This is a genomic window from Streptomyces avermitilis MA-4680 = NBRC 14893 (genome assembly GCF_000009765.2).
GTDB lineage: Bacteria > Actinomycetota > Actinomycetes > Streptomycetales > Streptomycetaceae > Streptomyces > Streptomyces avermitilis.
This window is the reverse complement of the sequence record NC_003155.5, coordinates 181,490-198,488: the sequence shown is the minus strand read 5'-3', so window position 1 is coordinate 198,488 and position 16,999 is coordinate 181,490. Positions and strand designations below refer to the sequence as shown.

15 protein-coding genes and 1 pseudogene are annotated in these 16,999 nt (G+C 70.0%); 3 read left to right on the top strand and 13 right to left on the bottom strand.

Features of this window, described 5'->3' with window-relative positions:
* Genes SAVERM_RS01305 through SAVERM_RS01285 form a run of 5 tightly spaced genes read right to left on the bottom strand, consistent with a single transcriptional unit; the run spans nt 1 to nt 4,868 of the window.
* Entirely contained in the window at nt 1-351 is a 351-nt protein-coding gene (locus SAVERM_RS01305; RefSeq protein WP_010981612.1) for a hypothetical protein, read from the bottom strand.
* Nucleotides 348-3,029, bottom strand: a complete 2,682-nt coding sequence (locus tag SAVERM_RS01300) for an ATP-binding protein (protein WP_010981611.1) — start codon at nt 3,027-3,029, stop codon at nt 348-350. The genes SAVERM_RS01305 and SAVERM_RS01300 overlap by 4 nt, the downstream gene beginning before the upstream one ends.
* A complete protein-coding gene (locus tag SAVERM_RS01295; RefSeq protein WP_010981610.1) occupies nt 3,026-3,601 on the bottom strand; it encodes a hypothetical protein in 576 nt (191 codons plus the stop codon). The genes SAVERM_RS01300 and SAVERM_RS01295 overlap by 4 nt, the downstream gene beginning before the upstream one ends.
* Nucleotides 3,598-3,918 carry a hypothetical protein gene (locus tag SAVERM_RS01290; RefSeq protein WP_010981609.1) on the bottom strand — a complete coding sequence of 107 codons (321 nt, stop codon included), beginning with the start codon at nt 3,916-3,918 and terminating at the stop codon, nt 3,598-3,600. Before SAVERM_RS01290 ends, SAVERM_RS01295 begins: the two co-directional genes overlap by 4 nt.
* 17 nt (nt 3,919-3,935) lie before the next feature.
* On the bottom strand, nt 3,936-4,868 hold the full coding sequence (locus tag SAVERM_RS01285; protein WP_037651021.1) for a conjugal transfer protein: 933 nt from the start codon (nt 4,866-4,868) through the stop codon (nt 3,936-3,938).
* Nucleotides 4,869-5,588: 720 nt separating this feature from the next.
* Between SAVERM_RS01285 and SAVERM_RS01280 the strand changes: the two genes are divergently transcribed.
* The 3 genes and pseudogenes from SAVERM_RS01280 to SAVERM_RS45695 form a co-directional block, all read left to right on the top strand.
* Nucleotides 5,589-7,010, top strand: coding sequence for a helix-turn-helix domain-containing protein (locus SAVERM_RS01280; RefSeq protein WP_010981607.1), 1,422 nt, complete (start codon nt 5,589-5,591; stop codon nt 7,008-7,010).
* A gap of 25 nt (nt 7,011-7,035) precedes the next feature.
* A complete protein-coding gene (locus SAVERM_RS44125) occupies nt 7,036-8,463 on the top strand; it encodes a hypothetical protein (protein WP_010981606.1) in 1,428 nt (475 codons plus the stop codon).
* 534 nt (nt 8,464-8,997) lie between these two features.
* Nucleotides 8,998-9,195, top strand: a pseudogene (locus tag SAVERM_RS45695) (GNAT family N-acetyltransferase); the annotation flags it as partial.
* A gap of 199 nt (nt 9,196-9,394) precedes the next feature.
* On the opposite strand, the gene SAVERM_RS01265 reads toward SAVERM_RS45695, so the two are convergent.
* From SAVERM_RS01265 to SAVERM_RS01225, 8 genes are all read right to left on the bottom strand, one after another.
* On the bottom strand, nt 9,395-10,309 hold the full coding sequence (locus tag SAVERM_RS01265) for a replication-relaxation family protein (protein WP_010981604.1): 915 nt from the start codon (nt 10,307-10,309) through the stop codon (nt 9,395-9,397).
* A 437-nt stretch (nt 10,310-10,746) separates the two neighbouring features.
* Nucleotides 10,747-11,463: a hypothetical protein gene (locus SAVERM_RS01260; protein WP_010981603.1), complete on the bottom strand. Its 717-nt coding sequence runs from the start codon at nt 11,461-11,463 to the stop codon at nt 10,747-10,749.
* Nucleotides 11,464-11,583: 120 nt separating this feature from the next.
* A complete protein-coding gene (locus SAVERM_RS01255; protein ID WP_010981602.1) occupies nt 11,584-11,940 on the bottom strand; it encodes a hypothetical protein in 357 nt (118 codons plus the stop codon).
* 41 nt (nt 11,941-11,981) lie between these two features.
* Nucleotides 11,982-12,920: an adenine nucleotide alpha hydrolase family protein gene (locus SAVERM_RS01250; RefSeq protein ID WP_048894183.1), complete on the bottom strand. Its 939-nt coding sequence runs from the start codon at nt 12,918-12,920 to the stop codon at nt 11,982-11,984.
* Between the two features lie 773 nt (nt 12,921-13,693).
* Nucleotides 13,694-14,173, bottom strand: a complete 480-nt coding sequence (locus SAVERM_RS01245) for a hypothetical protein (protein WP_010981599.1) — start codon at nt 14,171-14,173, stop codon at nt 13,694-13,696.
* Nucleotides 14,174-14,536: 363 nt separating this feature from the next.
* Nucleotides 14,537-15,400: a Mom family adenine methylcarbamoylation protein gene (locus tag SAVERM_RS44120; protein WP_242432099.1), complete on the bottom strand. Its 864-nt coding sequence runs from the start codon at nt 15,398-15,400 to the stop codon at nt 14,537-14,539.
* Nucleotides 15,401-15,540: 140 nt separating this feature from the next.
* A complete protein-coding gene (locus tag SAVERM_RS01230; RefSeq protein WP_010981597.1) occupies nt 15,541-16,059 on the bottom strand; it encodes a DUF6248 family natural product biosynthesis protein in 519 nt (172 codons plus the stop codon).
* 40 nt (nt 16,060-16,099) lie between these two features.
* Complete coding sequence (locus SAVERM_RS01225; RefSeq protein ID WP_010981596.1) at nt 16,100-16,687, bottom strand: hypothetical protein; 588 nt, start codon at nt 16,685-16,687, stop codon at nt 16,100-16,102.
* Nucleotides 16,688-16,999 lie beyond the last annotated feature (312 nt).

Sequence of the window (16,999 nt, the reverse complement as noted above, 5' to 3'; positions counted from 1 at the left end):
TCAAGCCCGCCCTTGCCTCGTATGCGCGCGGCGTCGCCAGATCACGAGCGCGCCTATCGCCGTCGCGGCCGACAGCAGCTTCCATGCGGCTGCGTCACCGCCGGCCTGGGCGCTCGTGGCATGGCGGCCGCGCTCGCAGTACGCCTTGGCCGGACCGGCTATCCGATCGCACGGGTCTGCGGGCGCCTTGGCGGCGTCGGCGGCGAAGGCCTGTCCGGTGCGCGGCCACCAGGCCTCCGGCAGGCTCACCCCCAGCGCCAGGACGAGCACGCCGACGGCCACGGCGATCACCGTGAGAGCGCTCGCGGCTGCGGCGAGGCGCCGGGAACGGCTGGGTGCGAAAGAGGTCATCGGAGTTCCTTCGGACGGTCGCCTGTGGCTGCGCCGGCGAGCGGCGCGGACCCGGGCGCAGTGGTGCGGCGTCCAGGTGTGGTGGTGATGGAGGAGGAGATCCGCTCGATGCGGGGGATGACGACCTTGATACGGCCGGTGTTTTGCCGCGGGCACGCGATGAGGAACTCGCCTTCGCGGCCGCGTTGTCCGACCGGGGACAGGCCGGTGGTCACCAGCCGCAGCAGCTCGGGGTCGTGCGGGTCGAGACCGAGGAACTCCAGTCCTCTGCGGGCGCGTTCACGGTCTGCGGTGCGGGCGAGCGCGCGGTAGGCCATCAGCCCGCGGTCGGGACCGAGTTCCTCGGCATCGTGGGAGCCGGCGAGGAGCCCGGCGCCGTGCTTGCGGCCGTCGTGGAGGATCTCGTGGACCAGGGCGGTGCCCTCGGCCGAAGAGGTCAGCCAGTACAGCTCGTCCAGCACCACGGCGGTGAACCGCTCCGGGTCCTCGAAAGCGGTCTGGCGGGCGATCGCGGCGATCAGGTAGAGCACCGCGCGGCCGATCAGGGCTTCCAGCGGCTGCTGGTGCAGGACCTCGGGCTTGTCGAACGCGGCCTTCGGCGGCAGCTTCAGACCGGTCGTCGTGATCACGATCATGTCGGAGGCACCGGAGGCGTCCAGCCGCACGGGCGGCAGCGCGGGGTCGAACACCATCGCGGCAAGAGGGTTGCTGGCGACTACGCGGATGAGGCCGGCGAGGGTGGCGGCCGCGTCCTGCCGCTTGCCCGCCTGTGCCCCGGCCATCTCGTCGAGGACCTGAAGGACACGGTGCATGGAGGGGGCGTCGCCGGCGGCGGCCCGCTCGACGGCGTGGTGCAGGACCTCCCCGTTGGTGCTCATCGGGCCGATGCCGAGCTGCAGCGTGAGGTAGGACAGGGCGTAGTGGCGGCCTTCGGGGCCGTCGAACATGCGCAGCGGGTCGATGGACACCTCCGCCTGGGCGGCGTCGATGATCTGGCAGCGGCCCGCAGCTGCGGTGCGGGCGAAGGTGGCCCACTCGCGTACGGGGGTGCGGTCGATGCAGATCGCGACCCCGCCGCGCGCCCACACCGACTCGGAGATCAGCTTCTCCAGGACGCTCTTGCCCGCGCCGAGATCGCCGACGATTCCCATGGAGGCGGAGGCGTCCTGCTTGGGTGCGTCCGCCACGTTGATCATCACGGGGCGGGTGGTGCCGCAGTCCAGGTCGATGCCGAGGAACATGCCGTTGGGGTCGCCGACCTCCGCAGCGGTGAAGGCCCCGCCCAGCGCCCAGTCTTCGCTGACCTGGTGCTGGGTGAACTCCCGCACCACACCGGGCCGCGCGGTGCCGGGCAGACCGAGGGTGAACAGGGCCTCTTGCAGCCCGGCGGGGCGCACGGCCCGGTAGTCGGCGCCGCCGAGCAGCGCGGCCAGGGCCCGGGCGCGGGCGTCGCACACGGCGGCGGTCGGCCCCCACACGGTCAGCACGGTGACGGACTGGACCTCGACCTCGACCGACGTACGCGACAGGCGGGCGTCCAGCTCGCCCAGGTCGCGGGCGGCATCGGTCAGGGAGGCGGGCATGCCGGTGGGGCGGGCGTCGTACTGGTCGGCCTGGTCGACCAGTTCGTTCTTCTTGCGCCGGACCTGGTCGCGGGCCTTCTCCGCCGGGACCAGAGTGAGGTCGACGGTGTAGTCGACAGGGAAATCGAGCGTCTCCAGCTGGGCGAACAGGTCGGCGGCGTCCTGGCTGACCGCGGGCGGGCACTCGGCCAGCGCCAACTGCGCCTGATAGCCCACCCCGGCGTCGGACTCCACCTGCAGCCAGCGCCGCCGCAGCGGCGACGACGTCTTCAGCCGCCACCAGGCTTTACGGCCCGAGCGGCCGATCCGGTCCCCGCCGGACAGGCCCTCGACGTCGTCGAGCGCCAGGTCGACGCCTCCCTCCTGCAGGCGGACCTGGCCGAGATCGGCGTAGCTGGGGGACTGCAGCATCCCCGCCCGCAGCTGTCCGCCGTACAGGTCGCTGGTCTCGGCCTCGGTGAGCAGCGGCTCCTCCAGGCCGCGGTGGAGAGTGTGCTGGATCATCCACACGATCTCCGCCGGGCGGGCCGGGCGGAAGGCGACGCCGCCGGCGAGCGCGGCCTCCACCCGGGAAGCCTGCTCGCGGTAGCCGCTCACCTCGCGGCGCGCCACGGGTGCAGCCCGCATGCCCAGCATCGGCGCGACGTCCGCCCACATCGCGCCGAGCGACGCGGTCATCTGCCCGCCGGCGGCCTCGTTCTGCAGCGGCACCGCCAGCCAGAGGGTGCGGCGGTGCATCTCCTGCTCGCCCAGCAGGTCCAGGGTGGCTTCGACGTTTTCCACCCACGGATGCGGACCGCCGTCGGCCGCCGTCTCGCCGGGCTCGATGCCCTCGATCATGCGCAGGGCAATCTCGCCCGGGTCGACCTGAGCGCACAGCCCGAACAGGCGCGGCGCCCCGGACAGCGAGCGGATCAAGTGGGTGATCTTGGCGAGCTGTTCGTCCCGGACCGCAGCCGGAACGTACGTCCCCTGGACGGTCTCCTCCCGGCGGCCCCGCTCGTCCGGGCCGGGGTGCAGCCGGTAGAGGGCCCACACGCTGCCGTGCGTCGACCACACCAGATGCCCGGCGATGTGACGGATCGGCACCCTCACCGCGCACCCCCGGCCTGTTCGGCGAGGGCGAGCAACTGCTGAACGCCCGACACCGGCCCCACCGACACCGGGCGCGCCTGCGGCGCCGAGCGCGGCCGCGCGGACGGACGGACCGCCGGGCCCCGGCGCGCCTTGCGATCGGCTGCAGGCTGGTCGACGCGGAGCGTGGCCATGACCGGGACAGCGGGAGCAGCCACCTCGAGGGTGAAACCGCCAAACAGAGGACGAGAAAGGCGGTCCCGGGCGGCCCGGCCGCCCATCCGGCCACCCTGCGGCTGCCAGGCGAGCAGCACCCAGCCCAGCGCCGCCTGCAACGGGGCGCGCCCCTTGATCTTCGGGCGGCGCACCGCCCAGACCGTCAGGACCCAGGCCACGATGGGCACCGGGCCCATCCACGACCACCAGCTGATCGTCTTGACCAGCAGGAAGCCGCCGCCGACGGCGACCGCGATCTGTGCCGGGGTATATGGGCCGAGCGGGATCTTCCAGTCGGCGACCTTCCCCAGCACCCACGGGTGGCGGCGGGCGGAGGTGTAGAAGCGGCCCACCCGCCCCATGGTCGCGGCGCTCACAGCCCGTCTCCCGTGCCGTCGGAGTGCACCCGGGCGAGCGGATCGGGACCGCGCACGATGCCGGGCACGGCGGGAGCGCCCTTGGACGGGTTCTTCACCTCGTCGGTGAACATGTCCGCCAGGTCGTTACGGCTGTCGTACAGCCCCAGCGCGATGACCATCAGCAGCAGGGCACCGAGGCCGGCCTTGAGGCTGAACTTCTGGACCATGCCGATCACCACGAGAGCCATCAGGCCCGCCTTGAACCCCTTGGTCGCCCAGCTCTCGAGCATGTTGATCCAGCCGTCGCCTGTCTCGTCCAGACGGCCGGCGAGCATCAGGCTCTGCACCGTGCTCACCGGGCACCCCCGCCCCCGCCAGTCCCGGACTCCAGCGCCGCGACTTCCCACCGGCCAGAGCGGGACTTGAGATCGATGTCGTACGCCAGCGGCCAGCGCCCGGCGTCATCCCTGGCCTCGACCTGGACGCGGACACGGACCTTGGTACCGTCGGCCGGCACCTCCTCGGCGGCCACGGCCTCCTCAGCGCCCCACACCTCCTGGACGGTGACCGCGGTGTACGGGGCGGGGGAGACCGGCGACAGCTTCACCCCGGGCGCGAGGTAGCGGTCCACCTCCCCGGCCCCGGTCAGGTACGCGCCGAAGAACTCCCCGACCGCAGACGCCAGATCGCCGCCGGACGGAACACTCACGCCGAACAGCGACTGGGACACCGCGGCACGCGCCGGGCCGGCCACCACACCGGGGGCGCCGGTCACGGCGAACGAGCTGCCGCTCGCGTCGGCCGCCACGGGCACGACGAAGTAGCGCACACGGCCGTCCGCGTACTGCGCAGCCACCGTCACCGCCCACTCGCCGTCCTCGCGCTGCGCACTGCGCACAGCGGTCACCGCTGCCGGCTTCGGCTGCGCACCGGCGACCGGATCCGGCAGATCGACGTCCGGCGCGAGGGACTGCGCAAGCCGCGCCTGCGCACTGTTCGCGTCGTCGGCACTGCTGCGCAACCACGCGTCGACGAACAACTGCGCATAGCCCGCCGGGTCGGAAGCGACGGCGCTACGCACAGCAGTCGGCTTGTCCAAGGGGGCGGCAACAACCGTGGTCGGGCCGGACATCACCGCGACGCCCAGGGCGACGGGGCCGGCCGCGATCGCGGTGAACAGGGCCAGGCGCGACACACGCACGCGGCGCCTCATCTTCTCCAGCTCTACGCCTGCGGCCATCGCAGGGGCAGCGCCGCTCTCCGCGGCCTGCTTGCCAGGGGACATGGTCAAACTCCCAGGTCAGAACGTGTACTTGCTGACCTTGAGAAAACCCGCAAGCCCCGACCCGACCACCGACCATGAACCCCCGACCACGGTCACGATGGGGACACAAAACCCGTGGTCGGGCTCATGGTCGGCCCAACCACAGCCCCGACCATGGGTACCAGGCATGACCGAGCGGACCACCATCACGAAGGCGCCGGGGACGGGGAACTTGCCCAAGCGCCCCGGGCGGTACGGAAAGGAGAGTCCGCTGACGGTTCGGGATCGCGCCGTCACCGGAAGGAGGGCCGCGGCAGCCCGGTTGCGCACAACTGGGCCGAGTGCGCAGCCCCAAGACCGAGGCCCCCTGCCAACCGCGGCGCAACCGTGCGCAGCCGCCCGCACATGCCGACTGCGCAGGCCCCCCAACTCCCTTGCGCAACTGCATGCGCAATGGATGCCACCGTCGCTGCGCAACCGCGACTGCGCATCCTTCCCGAGCACCCAGGACGCTCATGGTCGGCCCGACCATGAGCCCGACCACGGCAGCCCAGTACGCATGTTGCCGCATCGTGACCGGTGGTCGGGGCCGGTGGCCGTCAGCCTGGTCGGGGGCGCCGGGTGAGCTGACGGCATGGATCTCGCGCACCTCTCCTCACTCAGCGGCCCCGGCCACCTCGCGCCCGCACCCTCGCTCCAGGGCATCAGCGGCCGCGCGCTCATGGCGCGCGAGGGAGCACGATGACCCGTTTCGGGGCGGGGATCCGCCGTGGGGTGATGGCGGCAGACCAGTTCACCCAGATCGCCAACGGCCTCTTCCGCGACAGCAGGCTCTCCTTCAAAGCGAAGGGAATCTGCGGCTACATCAGCACCCACGTCACCGGCTGGCACGTCACAGTCGCCGACCTCGTGCGCGTCGGACCTGACGGGCGGGACGCCGTGCGCGCCGGTCTGAGCGAACTGCAGAGGCACGGCTACCTCATCCGCGAACAGCTCAGGCACGACGACGGGACCCTCGGCGACATCGTCTACTCGATCACGGACCACCCAGCCATCGCCGACGCCGCGCTCGCGCAGACGGCTGGCACGGCGTTCGTCTCAGCGCCGCAGGCGGGGGCGGGCTTCGGGGCAGGGGTCCGCCGTGGGGTGATGGCGGCGGACCAGTTCACTCAGATCGCCAACGGCCTGTTCCGCGACGCCCGGCTCTCTTTCAAGGCCAAGGGAGTCTTCGGCTACATCAGCACGCACCGGGACGGCTGGCGGATGAGCGTCACCGACCTGGCGCGCCGCGGCCGAGACGGCGAGGCAGCCGTGAAGAGCGGGCTGAAAGAGCTGGAGAAGCACCGCTTCCTCCTCCGAGAACGCGAGCGCCACCCCGACGGCACCCTCGGCGCGGCCGCCTACTTCATCACGGACCTGCCCAGCCTGCAAAACACCAGCTCGCAACCGTTGTCGGGTTTTCCACCGGTGGATAACCCGACGTCGGTTAATCGCCCCACTAAGAACACCAACAGAAAGAACACCACGAAGCAGAAGACCAACCCCCTCCGTCCGTGCGACCGCGGCGACGCCGCGCGCACGAACGCACGGACGGTCCCCTCGCACGCGACAACGTCGCCGAAGCCGCCGACTCCAGCAGACGAGATGCACGCGGGTATCCGGCTGCTGCTGGACATCGGGGCGAGCCGTCCCGAACTCCTGCTGACCGGGCCGGCACTGACCGATCAAGGCCGCGTGGCGACCGTGATGCTGGAAGCCGGCTGGAGCGCCGAGCAGCTGCGCCACGTCATCACCAGCCGACCGCTGCCGAACCTGGTGCGCACCTCCATCGGCGCGATCATCGCCGCCCGGCTCCGCGCCGCCCAGGCCTACCCGCCGCCCGCTACCGCCGCCCGCCCCGGCGCGGCCCCGCTGGACGAACCCTTCGCGGAGGCGACCAGAGAGCGGTCATCGACAGCGGCCGCCGCCCGCTCTGTGACCCAAGCCCTCACCTACCGGGCCCTCGTCGAGTGCGCCGGCTGCGGCGTGCCCGCCACCGCCCCCGGCGACGACCTCTGCCCCACCTGCCTCGGCTGGCCACTGTGCCGCACCTGCCCCGGACCAACTCGCAAGCGAGCCCACCCCGACGGCGACGGCCGCTGCACGACGTGCGCCTCCGCCTGACCGACCAACCGGAAGGAAGCAACTCGTGACCGACACCCGCCGCAGACCAACGCCAAGCGGCTTCACCCAGCACCTGCACCCCTTCCCGGCTGACCTGGGCCGGTGGGAGGCGGAACACGCACGCGCCCTGCGAACCGGCCACGTACGCGACCACACCTGTACAGCCGAGTGCGAACCCGTACTCGTCTACGAGCGCACCCGGTGGGGCTGGCTCGCCTGGACGATCCCAGGCGACGGCTCCCAGCCCGAACTCCCTCACCAGATCGGGGTCCTCACCCCATCGGCCACACCCACGCAGCGCTTGGCGCTGCGCTGGCTTACCAGACGCCCCGGCCGACGCATCAGCCTGGCCCCCGGCACCCCCGGCTCGCTGCGCGTCGTCACCGTCGCGGTCGCGTTGTTCAGCCTGCTGGCCGGGCTGTTCGCCATGGCCGATGGCATCCCCGCCGACGTCGCCCTGCCAGCGATCGTGCTCGCGCCGCTGCTCGCCGAACACCTGCCGACCACGCTGGACGCCCGGGCCCGCGAACACGTCCGCAGCGTCGAAGGCGCCAGCGCCTGCTGTTACCTCCAGCGCCTCGCAGCCCTGCACACCTACCTCGTCCAGGCCGCCGCCGTCAGCGACCGCTACGAACTGCGCCGGTCGGCCCAGATCAGCCAGCACCTGCTCTGGGATGCCGCCGACCTGCTCCAGACCCAGGACACCCGCTCGGCCTCCTGTGAACTCATCGCACGCGAACGGCTGATGCTCCAGCTCACCCACCAGGTCGCCCAGGTCCTCAGGTACCCATCCGCCCGGTCAGCGCCGGCCGACGCCGACCAGGCCCGCGAGCCGGAGCGGCCGCCTCGCCCGTACCGGCAAGCACCTCAGCACACGCCCGGCACCTCACCGCCGAAGGGAACACCCCTCATGCCCCAATCCAACCCTGCTGCCCGCACCTCAGACATCTACCTGCTCTTCGCGCACGAGCCCTACTACCCCGGACCCGGAACCTTGGAGATCAACACCACCGTGGTCGCCGCCGACACCCTGCTCCACCCGTGGATCCTGCAGCCCGACGGCACCCGGATCCACGACCTCCTCACCCAAGGTCGGCAGCCGCGCGAGGTCATCCCGCTTGCCACCCTTACCCACGAACTGAACGGAGGCGCCGACTGGCCGACGGTCGGCGACTGGGAACGTGTCACCGCCGACCTGGTGCAACTCGTGCAGACACAGAGGTGCGACGCCCTCAGCCTCGGACTTCCCGCAGTTGCCCGGGCCCTGATCTGCACAGGCCCCGAGAACCAAGTGCGCGCCTTCAACGCTGCAGCAGGGGATTTCACCGTCTACGGACCGGACGACCGCACCAAGGTCCTGACCGAGGTCGGCATGTTCCTCACCGGCGTCGCGGCCGAGCAACCCTTCTGGCCGGGCGACGGACTCCTGCCGCCGCTGTGCCAGAGCGCCTGACAGCAGCGTGGGAGCAGAACGCTGATCAGCGGCCACGATGGTTCAGACAAACGTCTGCCGCCCCAGGACCGGCGTCCTGGGGCGGCAGACTGATCAACACTTAACGCTGGCGCCGGCGCCTGTGCTCGCTGTGCGGCGCATTCGGCCGGGAAACGGTCCTTGAACGGCGTTCGCGGTGGACAGCATCCCTCATGGCGCTCAGCTTCGTCCCAGTTCACGCCGACCCCGGGGGCTATCCATGGCGAAGCGCACCGCGAAGAAGGGCAGCAGCAGACGAGTACGGCTGTCCGCCGACCGGCTACGGAAGGGCTGGCCCGGCCCCGCCGGCACCCGCGTGCGGCTCGCCACAGCAGCGGACGCGGACACCGTCGACGCGCTGCTCGACACGGCCGGGGCCCGGCTCATCCCGGTCTGCGGTCCTCCATCGAGCAGGGCACCGCAGGTGCCGCCCTCCTGGACGGTCTGGACGGCACCACCAAGACATTTTTCGAGGACTTCGCGCGCCGGACCATCGGGCACCCGAGGGCCGACTCGATGGCCAGTGTCAGCCTGACTCTCGTGGCCGCCAACGAGCAGGACCAGCCGATCGGCGCTCTGTCCGTCACCGCCCCCGGAACCATCATCGAGCGGGCTCTGGAGTACGGGTACAGCAACGTGCAGGCTGTGATCCTGAGCGTGGCCATTGGCAAAGTGCACGGCCTGGCGGTAGCCGAGCAGGCCCGCGGCCAGGGCCTCGCCAGCTTCCTGCTGAAGCGGGCCTGGCAGGTCTACGACCAGCTCGGCTACTTCCTGTTGCACGGGTCCTTGGAGACCGAGCGGGACCTAGGCGCCTTCTATAAGGGCTGCGTATATACCGTGTACGCCCCCGGCGAGGGATTCGCGTGTTCACCCGCTGGCGGCCTCCCCGCTGAGCGACCACCGGCCGTTCACCTCACAGGTCCGTCCACGGGCGCGAATTACCTCCGACCAGAGGCATCCACACGTCTTGGGCGGGACCGTGCTGCTCCAGGTCTTCAAGCACGGCGGCTCCCAGCCGGACCTCCCGAGCGAGACCCGCCACGAGTGGGTGCTGAGCCACCATCGCCTGCAGATCGCTCATCCGATTCTCCAGCCTGACCCGGGAGGCACCTGTGAGCACGAAGAGCACACGGGGAAAAACCGGATACCAGCGCAGCCACGCAGGACCTACGGACGCCTGCCTCCGCCGGCCGACGGGCTGGGCCTCGTACTGGAACAGGCGGGCGTACTCGATCAGCTTCACGGCCAGCCGCTCACTGCTCATGGTGCTGCGATCGACTTCCACGAACGCGCGCAGCTTTCGCCGGTGTTCGCTCTCGACGACCGTGTAGTACATCACCGCGTCGGCTACGATCCGCTCACCCTCACCGATGGAGTGGGACACCTCAGGGGTCCAGTCCCAGGGGCCGTGCTCGTGCCCGAGCCGGCGGGCGTCTGCGGCGAAAGCAAGGTGAGCGCGAACGACGGCGAGCGTGTGCGGGGTCTTCAGCGATGCTGCCGTCATCGAGGAGATGGGGTAGGGCGGCCGTCCTCGTAGGACGGGCAGGTCCCGGGTCAGCCGTGCGCCCTCCTGCGTGAGGTACCAGGCGTTGGTACGGGTTCGGTTCGCGTCCGGCAGCACCGTGCAGTCAACGAAGCCGTCGGAACGTAGCCTGTTCAGCACGCGGGACATCAGCTGCCGCGTGCCGTCCGGTCGCAACATCCGACGCATCTGGCTGGTGGTGGCGATGCGGTGCTGGGCGAGCCCGGCCAGCACCTGGTGGGTCAAGGGCTCAGCGGGAGTGGGGGCCATTGCCGTCGCCGGAATACTCTGTGCGGCGCTGTTCATGAGATGTTTCCTTCCACGGCCGTGGTGGTCTCCGACGGAAACCTGCGGTTGCTGTTCGAGGAAACCCGTCGGCCCCGACCAGGTCCCCGACCAAGAAGCCCCGACCATGGTCACAAAGGCGAAACAGCCTGGCGGTCTGCACTCTGCTCGGCATCCATGGCCCCGACCACGGGCCGCGCCCATCCGCAAGGGCAGCTCGCTCCGGCAGCGAGGGCCGTCATCTGCTGAGCCAGGGGCCACTGGCGAACTGAAAAGAGGGCGGCCCCACGAGAAGTTCGGCGATGGCCGGTCCGCAGCAGCCAGGCTGCTGCGGGGCGCGGTGGCGAGCCGCGCCATGCCGGCCATCGTGCGACACCCGGCCCGCAAGGGACCAACACCCAAAGCCGGCTGTCGCGTTCATGGGGCGGTGAGCGGAGCTCCGCGCACCGCCAGGGGTACTACTTCTTGGACCGTTGGGCTGCCTGCTCGAGGATGCGCCGGCGCGTCCACCGCCGGCGCCCGTTCTGGCGCCCGGCATTCTCTGCGACCCCGTCCGTGGTCTTCAGTAGCGGAAGGTTGCCCTGGGACAGGCTGCTCGAGAAGGAGCCGACGGTCTTGTACCCCAGCAGGGCGGCCGCCTGGCTCGCCCCCAGAAGCTCCTCGGGATCGCCGTCGACCGGCACGTCGGGCAGCGGCGGCGCCTCCTTGGCTCCGGCTCGTCTTCCGCGGCCGGGCCGGGTGGCCATCCACGCCTGCAGAGTCTCTACCTTCCACAACTGCCGGCGGTAGGGGTTCGCCGCCGTGCCCTTCTCTTCGACGACATCCGGCTCGGGGAAGTAACCGGGGTGATCGCGCACGAAGGTCGTGACCTGGCTGGAGTTCTTGTAGCCGAGATACCTCGAGGCCTCCGCCGCGTTCAGTAACGTCCCCGGAGGGAGGGAGGGCGGTGCGTGTTCAGCGAGCCGTGACGGCGCCCGGTCGGCGAACCACTCGGTGACCTCCGCGTGGTTCCACAGGCGGGCGCGGCCGCGCTTGTCGACAGGATCGGGGAATGTCCTGCCGGCCGCGTTCTCCGCGCGCTCGGTGTAGAACTGGCTGATCCGTGAGGGTGTCAGGCCCTGTTCAGCCGCGATCTCGGCAGCGTCGGCCAGGCGAGGCTCACGGCGCGAGGTCATGGCAGAACCGTCCGTCCTGTCAGCAGTGAGCCGGCCAGCCCGACTCACAACGCAAATAATGGCAGAAGTTGCGGTTGGAGGTCCAGCCCGCGGCTCAAGGTTCTTCTCTGACGGTCGCGCTCACGGCTCACGGCCTTCCTCGGGGACCAGGCAGACACCGCGGCGCGCGGCGTCCTCGGCCATCTCCGCGTACGCGATGGCGGCCGGCGTCATCTCCCACTCGACCAGGGCCAGCAGCAGGATCACCTCGTCGCGGTCCTGCGAGGCATCGCAGGGCATACCGGCAGTCTCAGCGGCGAACATCAGGTCTTCGGTGGCCAGCCCGCCGAGACGCGATGCCATTTCCCGGTGCAGCTCCTGCAGGCCCTGCTGGTACAGCTCGTTTGCCTCGGCCAGGAGCAGCACCAGGTCCTCGCCGTGGCTGGCCGGTGCCGCCGCAGCGAGGTCGAGGATGCGCTGGGTCGTCGTCATCGTCATTGAGTATCCCTCCCGGATGGGGGTGAGCGCCGGTGTGGTGGTCAGTGGCAGCCATCGCACCCGGCGGCGCTGTGCAGGATCTCGCCCGGCCCGGTACGGGCCTTGGAGTCCCATGTGGGCGGCTTGCGCAGGGCGGCGTGGACGTCGCGTTCCATCCGCTCGAAGTCCTCGGTCTCCTCGACCAAGACGCCGGGGTCCGGGGCATCGCGCCGGCGGGACAGCGCGATGAGCTCGGCCATGGTGATGTTCGGGTTGAACGGCACCTGGCGGACACGTTCGACCAGCGCGCACAACTCGGCCATCCGCGGCCGGCGCCCGGCGGTCAGCAGCAGATCGCGGTGATTGGCCAGGGTGCAGGCCGAGCACGAACAGCGACTGGAACCACCCCGGTCCTTGGCACCGGGGTACGAGTCGTAGCACCAGTGGTAGGGCAGCCCCGCGCTGATCGTGCGCTCCCAGACCTCCTCGGTGCTCACCTGGTGCGCGGGCAGCCACTCGTCGACGATCCGGGCCGAGTTGTCGGTAGTACGGCGCCACATCTCCCGGTTGCGTCGGTCCGGGCTCTCCTCGGCCCGCATCCCGAGCACGTTGGCGAACATCAGCGGGCCGTCCGTCTCCTTCCTGAGCGCGCGGACCTGCGGGGTGAACGCCTGGTACACCATCTTCGTCTTCCACGGGCCCGTGCAGGTGCGGGCCCGGCCGAGCCAGGGCCAGTCGCCTCGTTCCGCGATGAAGGCCAGTAGGTCGAACGGCACCCGTTCACCGTCGACTTCACGGCTGCGGCGGATCTCGACATGCCGCTCGGGCGGCACGCCGAGGGCCTGGCTGTGCTGTGCAGCGAGTTCGCTGGCACTCGGCCAGCGCACTCCGTCCACGGTGACGGCGGGCCACTCCATCGGTCCCAGACTCGCGTGGGCGGTCCAGACGCGGTCGGCGACGCCTGCCTGGCGGGCGGCGTCCATCGCGATCAGGCCGGCCACTGATCTCGGATCGGTCGTAGCGATCCCCGCATGCGTCGGTGACCCACGGGATCCGCACCCCGCGCTTCTTCGCTGGCTTCGGCACGTACCCTCCCCCTGCAGTACGCCCAACCGGTGGGGCGCTCTCCCCTGATCCTGCCCGCTCCAATCTCGCCATGCCCGGGCGTTGCTCTCGGCAGGCTGATGAGGCGCAGTCCCGCATGAGTCGGGCGAAGTGGGTGAGGACCCGGTGCCGTCACGGTTCCGGGTCCTCACCGTCCGCGCAGCGACCGGTGCGATGCCCGGTGTACGTGGCCGGGGGCTGCGGACACGTCGTTCGGGCCGGGGCGGCGGCATGCGGGCCGGGCCGCCTGCCCTCCACGGTGCGCGCGCCTTCGAGGTATCGCATTTTGTGTCCGTACGTCCGAGTGAGGCCCGCTGAGACACCGTAGGTGCAGGGGCGCAGTTCGCTGCGGCACCGCCAGGTCCCCGGCTGTGTGAGGCGTGTCGTTTCTCCGGTACGACCAATCCCCCCACACGGGCGGCGCACAGCTCAAAGCCCGGACAGTGCCCCCACCATGGCCGTTATCACCAGTGCATGATCAAAACCGTGCAGCGCGGCCTTATCGCCGCCGCCCTCGCCCTCCTGCCCCTCACCACCCCCGCACCCGGGAGCGGCGCTGGAGGTGACTGGGAACGACACCGAGCGCCCCGTTCCTCGCCGAACGACTCGCCGGACTGCAACGCGCGAGATGGACTACGCAGGCGGAAGAAGAAGCCTCAGCAGGGGGGCGTCAGCACGTGGTAACGAATCTGACTGTTTCCGTTCCCATGGCGTAGTCAAAACTGTTGGCGTGCAGGACCCCCCATGCGTAGCCATCTCCGCATGTACTGAACGCCACCGTCGGGCCGAAGCAGGCGCGGGACTGCCCGCTGCTGAGGGTGTAGTCGTAGGTGCACGTGGAATACCCGTTCACGCCATACAGCTCGTCAGAGTGGACTTCACCTTGTCGGAGGATGACGTCCTTGGTACTGCTGTTCGTGACAATCAGTACAGCTTGCCCCTTGGTCTTGTCGGGCGTGACGACGATGCACGTCTGGAACACGACATAGTTCGAGAGAGGGGTCTTGGTGGTGGGTCCGCAGTGCCAGTTCGAGTTCGTGCTGTAGGTCTGCCAGTACACGGTGGCGCTTGCTGGCGAAGCCCCGAAGAGAATCAGGGCAGTGGTTGCTGCCGTAGCGGCCAACCAGGTAAGTATTCGGCGAATTTTCATGGGCACCTTCCTGATGCTGTGTGAACTGCCGTCGTGTGACGTGTTCATGAGGCAGCAACACTCTAGGCGACTCTGATCTTCGCTGGGGGAGGGAGTTGCACCCAGGGCTCCGGCGATGTTTGCGTGACGCCCAGTTCGTGATGATCTGTCAGTGCAGCGGTGCCCCGCAATGTGACAGGGACGGCTTCTAAGATCATGGAGTTCACTACGCCTGGCTTTATTCACGGGTTGTGGTTCTGCCTCAGGTTCTGTGGTGCAGCCACGCTGAGTGACCGGATTACCTTGCGGTTGACCGACCCCGATGGGGTTCTGGCACAGATCTTGGGGAGCGATCGCGGAGGGTGACGGTGTCGTTCGATTCGCTCAGAGCGCGATCGGCCGGTACTTCAGAGCCTCGTCGACAATCTGCTCCGCAGACGGGTCCTGAAGGATGTCCGAGGGATGGAAGACCAGGTCACTCACCCGGGGATGCGACACGTTCGCCTCCAGGAGCCGCAGATAGTAGCCGCTCTCCGCAGAGGCAGTCAGGAGTCTGCGAACGATCTCAACGAGCTCGTCCCGGTTGATGTCCGCAACCACGGGGCGAGCCGGCCGGGCCGCCTCCTTCGCGAACTCCTCCAGGCTCCTGCTGCCGTAGTACTCAGCGAAGTCGAGAGCCACGTAGTCGTGACCGGTCATCGCGTTGAACGCCTCGATCGCCTCGCCCGCCGCCTCTGGGCGGGCGACCAGCAGCTCAGCAATCTGCTCAACCTCCGCGCACAGCTCGTCCAGCCGCTGCTGGCTCACCGTCCGGGCGGTGGCCCGGCTGGCGTAGACCGCGTTCGTGGCTGCGTAGATCGTGCCGACGTGCCCAGGCATGACCAGAAGTCCCGAAGCGGTCCGGCGCGGGACAGGGTCCGCGAACGAGACGACTCCGTGTACACCCCTGGCGAGCAGGCGTTTTAGGCAGTTCGCGAGGAACCACGACTCCGAATTCGCCGGGCACTCATCCAGCAGGACGAATCTCGAGCACACCAACGACTCGGTGTACGGCCGGAGCTCGGGCAGTGGCTTGGTGAGGACGGCGGTGCTGACCGGCACTCCGAACACGGCCACCCCGCAGAGCCGCCTCTCGCCGTCGACGACGTCGTACAGGCCGAATTGCACCGTCACCGCCGGGTACGAGCCGGAGTAATGGTGTGCGAGCACGAACCCCTTGGCGGGCTCCTCGTCGGGGATGACGTCCACGGTGTATCGGCGGGCGTCGAAGCCTCCGTCGCGGACATGCGCCCAGGAATGCCTCCCCTCGCGCCACCGCTGGCACCAGGGGGACGCGGTCGGTACCTCCGGCAGGTCCTCGAACGGCAGGGTCTCCTGGACCGGGAACCTCACGGTGCCTCCCCGTCCCCGTGCTCCTGCGGGCCGCTCGCGAAGAGGGGGAGCTGTCCCTCCGGGGCGACCGCAGGCCGCTGCGCAGGGACGGCGTGCTGGGCGGCAGGGGGTTTCTCGGGTTTGCCCGTCTCGGCGGTCTCTTCGACGGCCGTCGGGTGAGGGCAGGGGCAGATCCACCGGCAGGGCCGTTGGCCAGGTCTGAACCGGATCACGGCGACGACGAACCCTTGGGCGTCGGTGATGGTGTCGGCGTGCTCGTCGACGCGGGGGCCGCCGGCGCTGACGCACCGGTCGTGGTGCCCGGAGGCACAACCGGGGCAGATGCCGCGCTCGCAGGAGCACCAGCGGTGGAAGCCGCAGGGGTAGGCGTCCTCGATCTTGCGCAGGCCCTTGGTCCAGGCGTGCGCGCGTACCCAGGCGCCTTCCTCCTCCCTCATCGGGGAGGGCACGGTGGAGGGAATGGGGTCGAGGATGCCCATGATCGCGGCGCCGATATGGCGCAGTCGGGTCGTCATGCTTCGTCTCCAAACAGGGTGGGCGTGGCGTGGAGTTCGTTCATCCAGGCCAGGAGGCGGGGAGGTTGGTGTCGGGCCCAAAGGCGAGGTAGGTGCCGTCGCAGCTGGTGCAGCCGAAGGCCTGCGCGATGCGCAGCCGCCGACGGGAGTTGACGCGGCCCATGTGGACGGCCAGGCCGCGCTTCCGGGCTTCAACGGCCAGCCGGTGGGCGGCCGGTGAGGTCTTCCACTCGGTGCTGCCGGCGAGGAACAGCACGTCGATCGAGTCCCAGGGGATGAGGCCGTGCTCGCTGCCGTCCTGGGCGGCGAATGCGGCCGGGATACCGAGGGCGCGGATGGGCTCCAGCCAGGGCAGCGACTCGGCGAGGGTGGCCGCGGCGTCCATGGGGACGTCGGGGGCGACGGCCCACAGACAGCGGCCTCGGCTGTAGCGGTTGACGGTCGCCGTCAGCCACGCGAACCAGGCCTGCTCGCCGGGCCATCCCTTGCCGAACTTGCCGTTGTCGCACGCGTACAGGGCGCCGGGCGGGATCACGTTGCCCTGGGCCGGGGTCGTCATGCAGGCCAGGAGTCCGGCCTGCATGGCGGCCCGTACGTCAGCTCCGGACGGCGTGGCCAGGTACAGCATGGCGGAGACGCGGGGGAGGTGCGGGGCCTGAGGGCATGGGTGCGCCCACGGGAAGTCCTTCCGGAGGTGGCGGTGAGGGGCGGTTCAGAGGAGGGGCAGCTGGGCAGTGGAGCCCGAGACGAGGGCGTCCCAGTGCTGCTCGAAGTTCTGGTCCTGCTTGTCGATCACGCGGGCGGGGGCGGTGGCGAAGAGTTCCTCCGCCAAGCGCCGGAAGTTGCATCAGGTGAGTGATCCAGATGTCCGCTACGTCGTCTGCCAGTGCATCTGCTGACGCTCGCCTTCGCTTCGAGCTCGCAGGATGGAGCCCGCTGA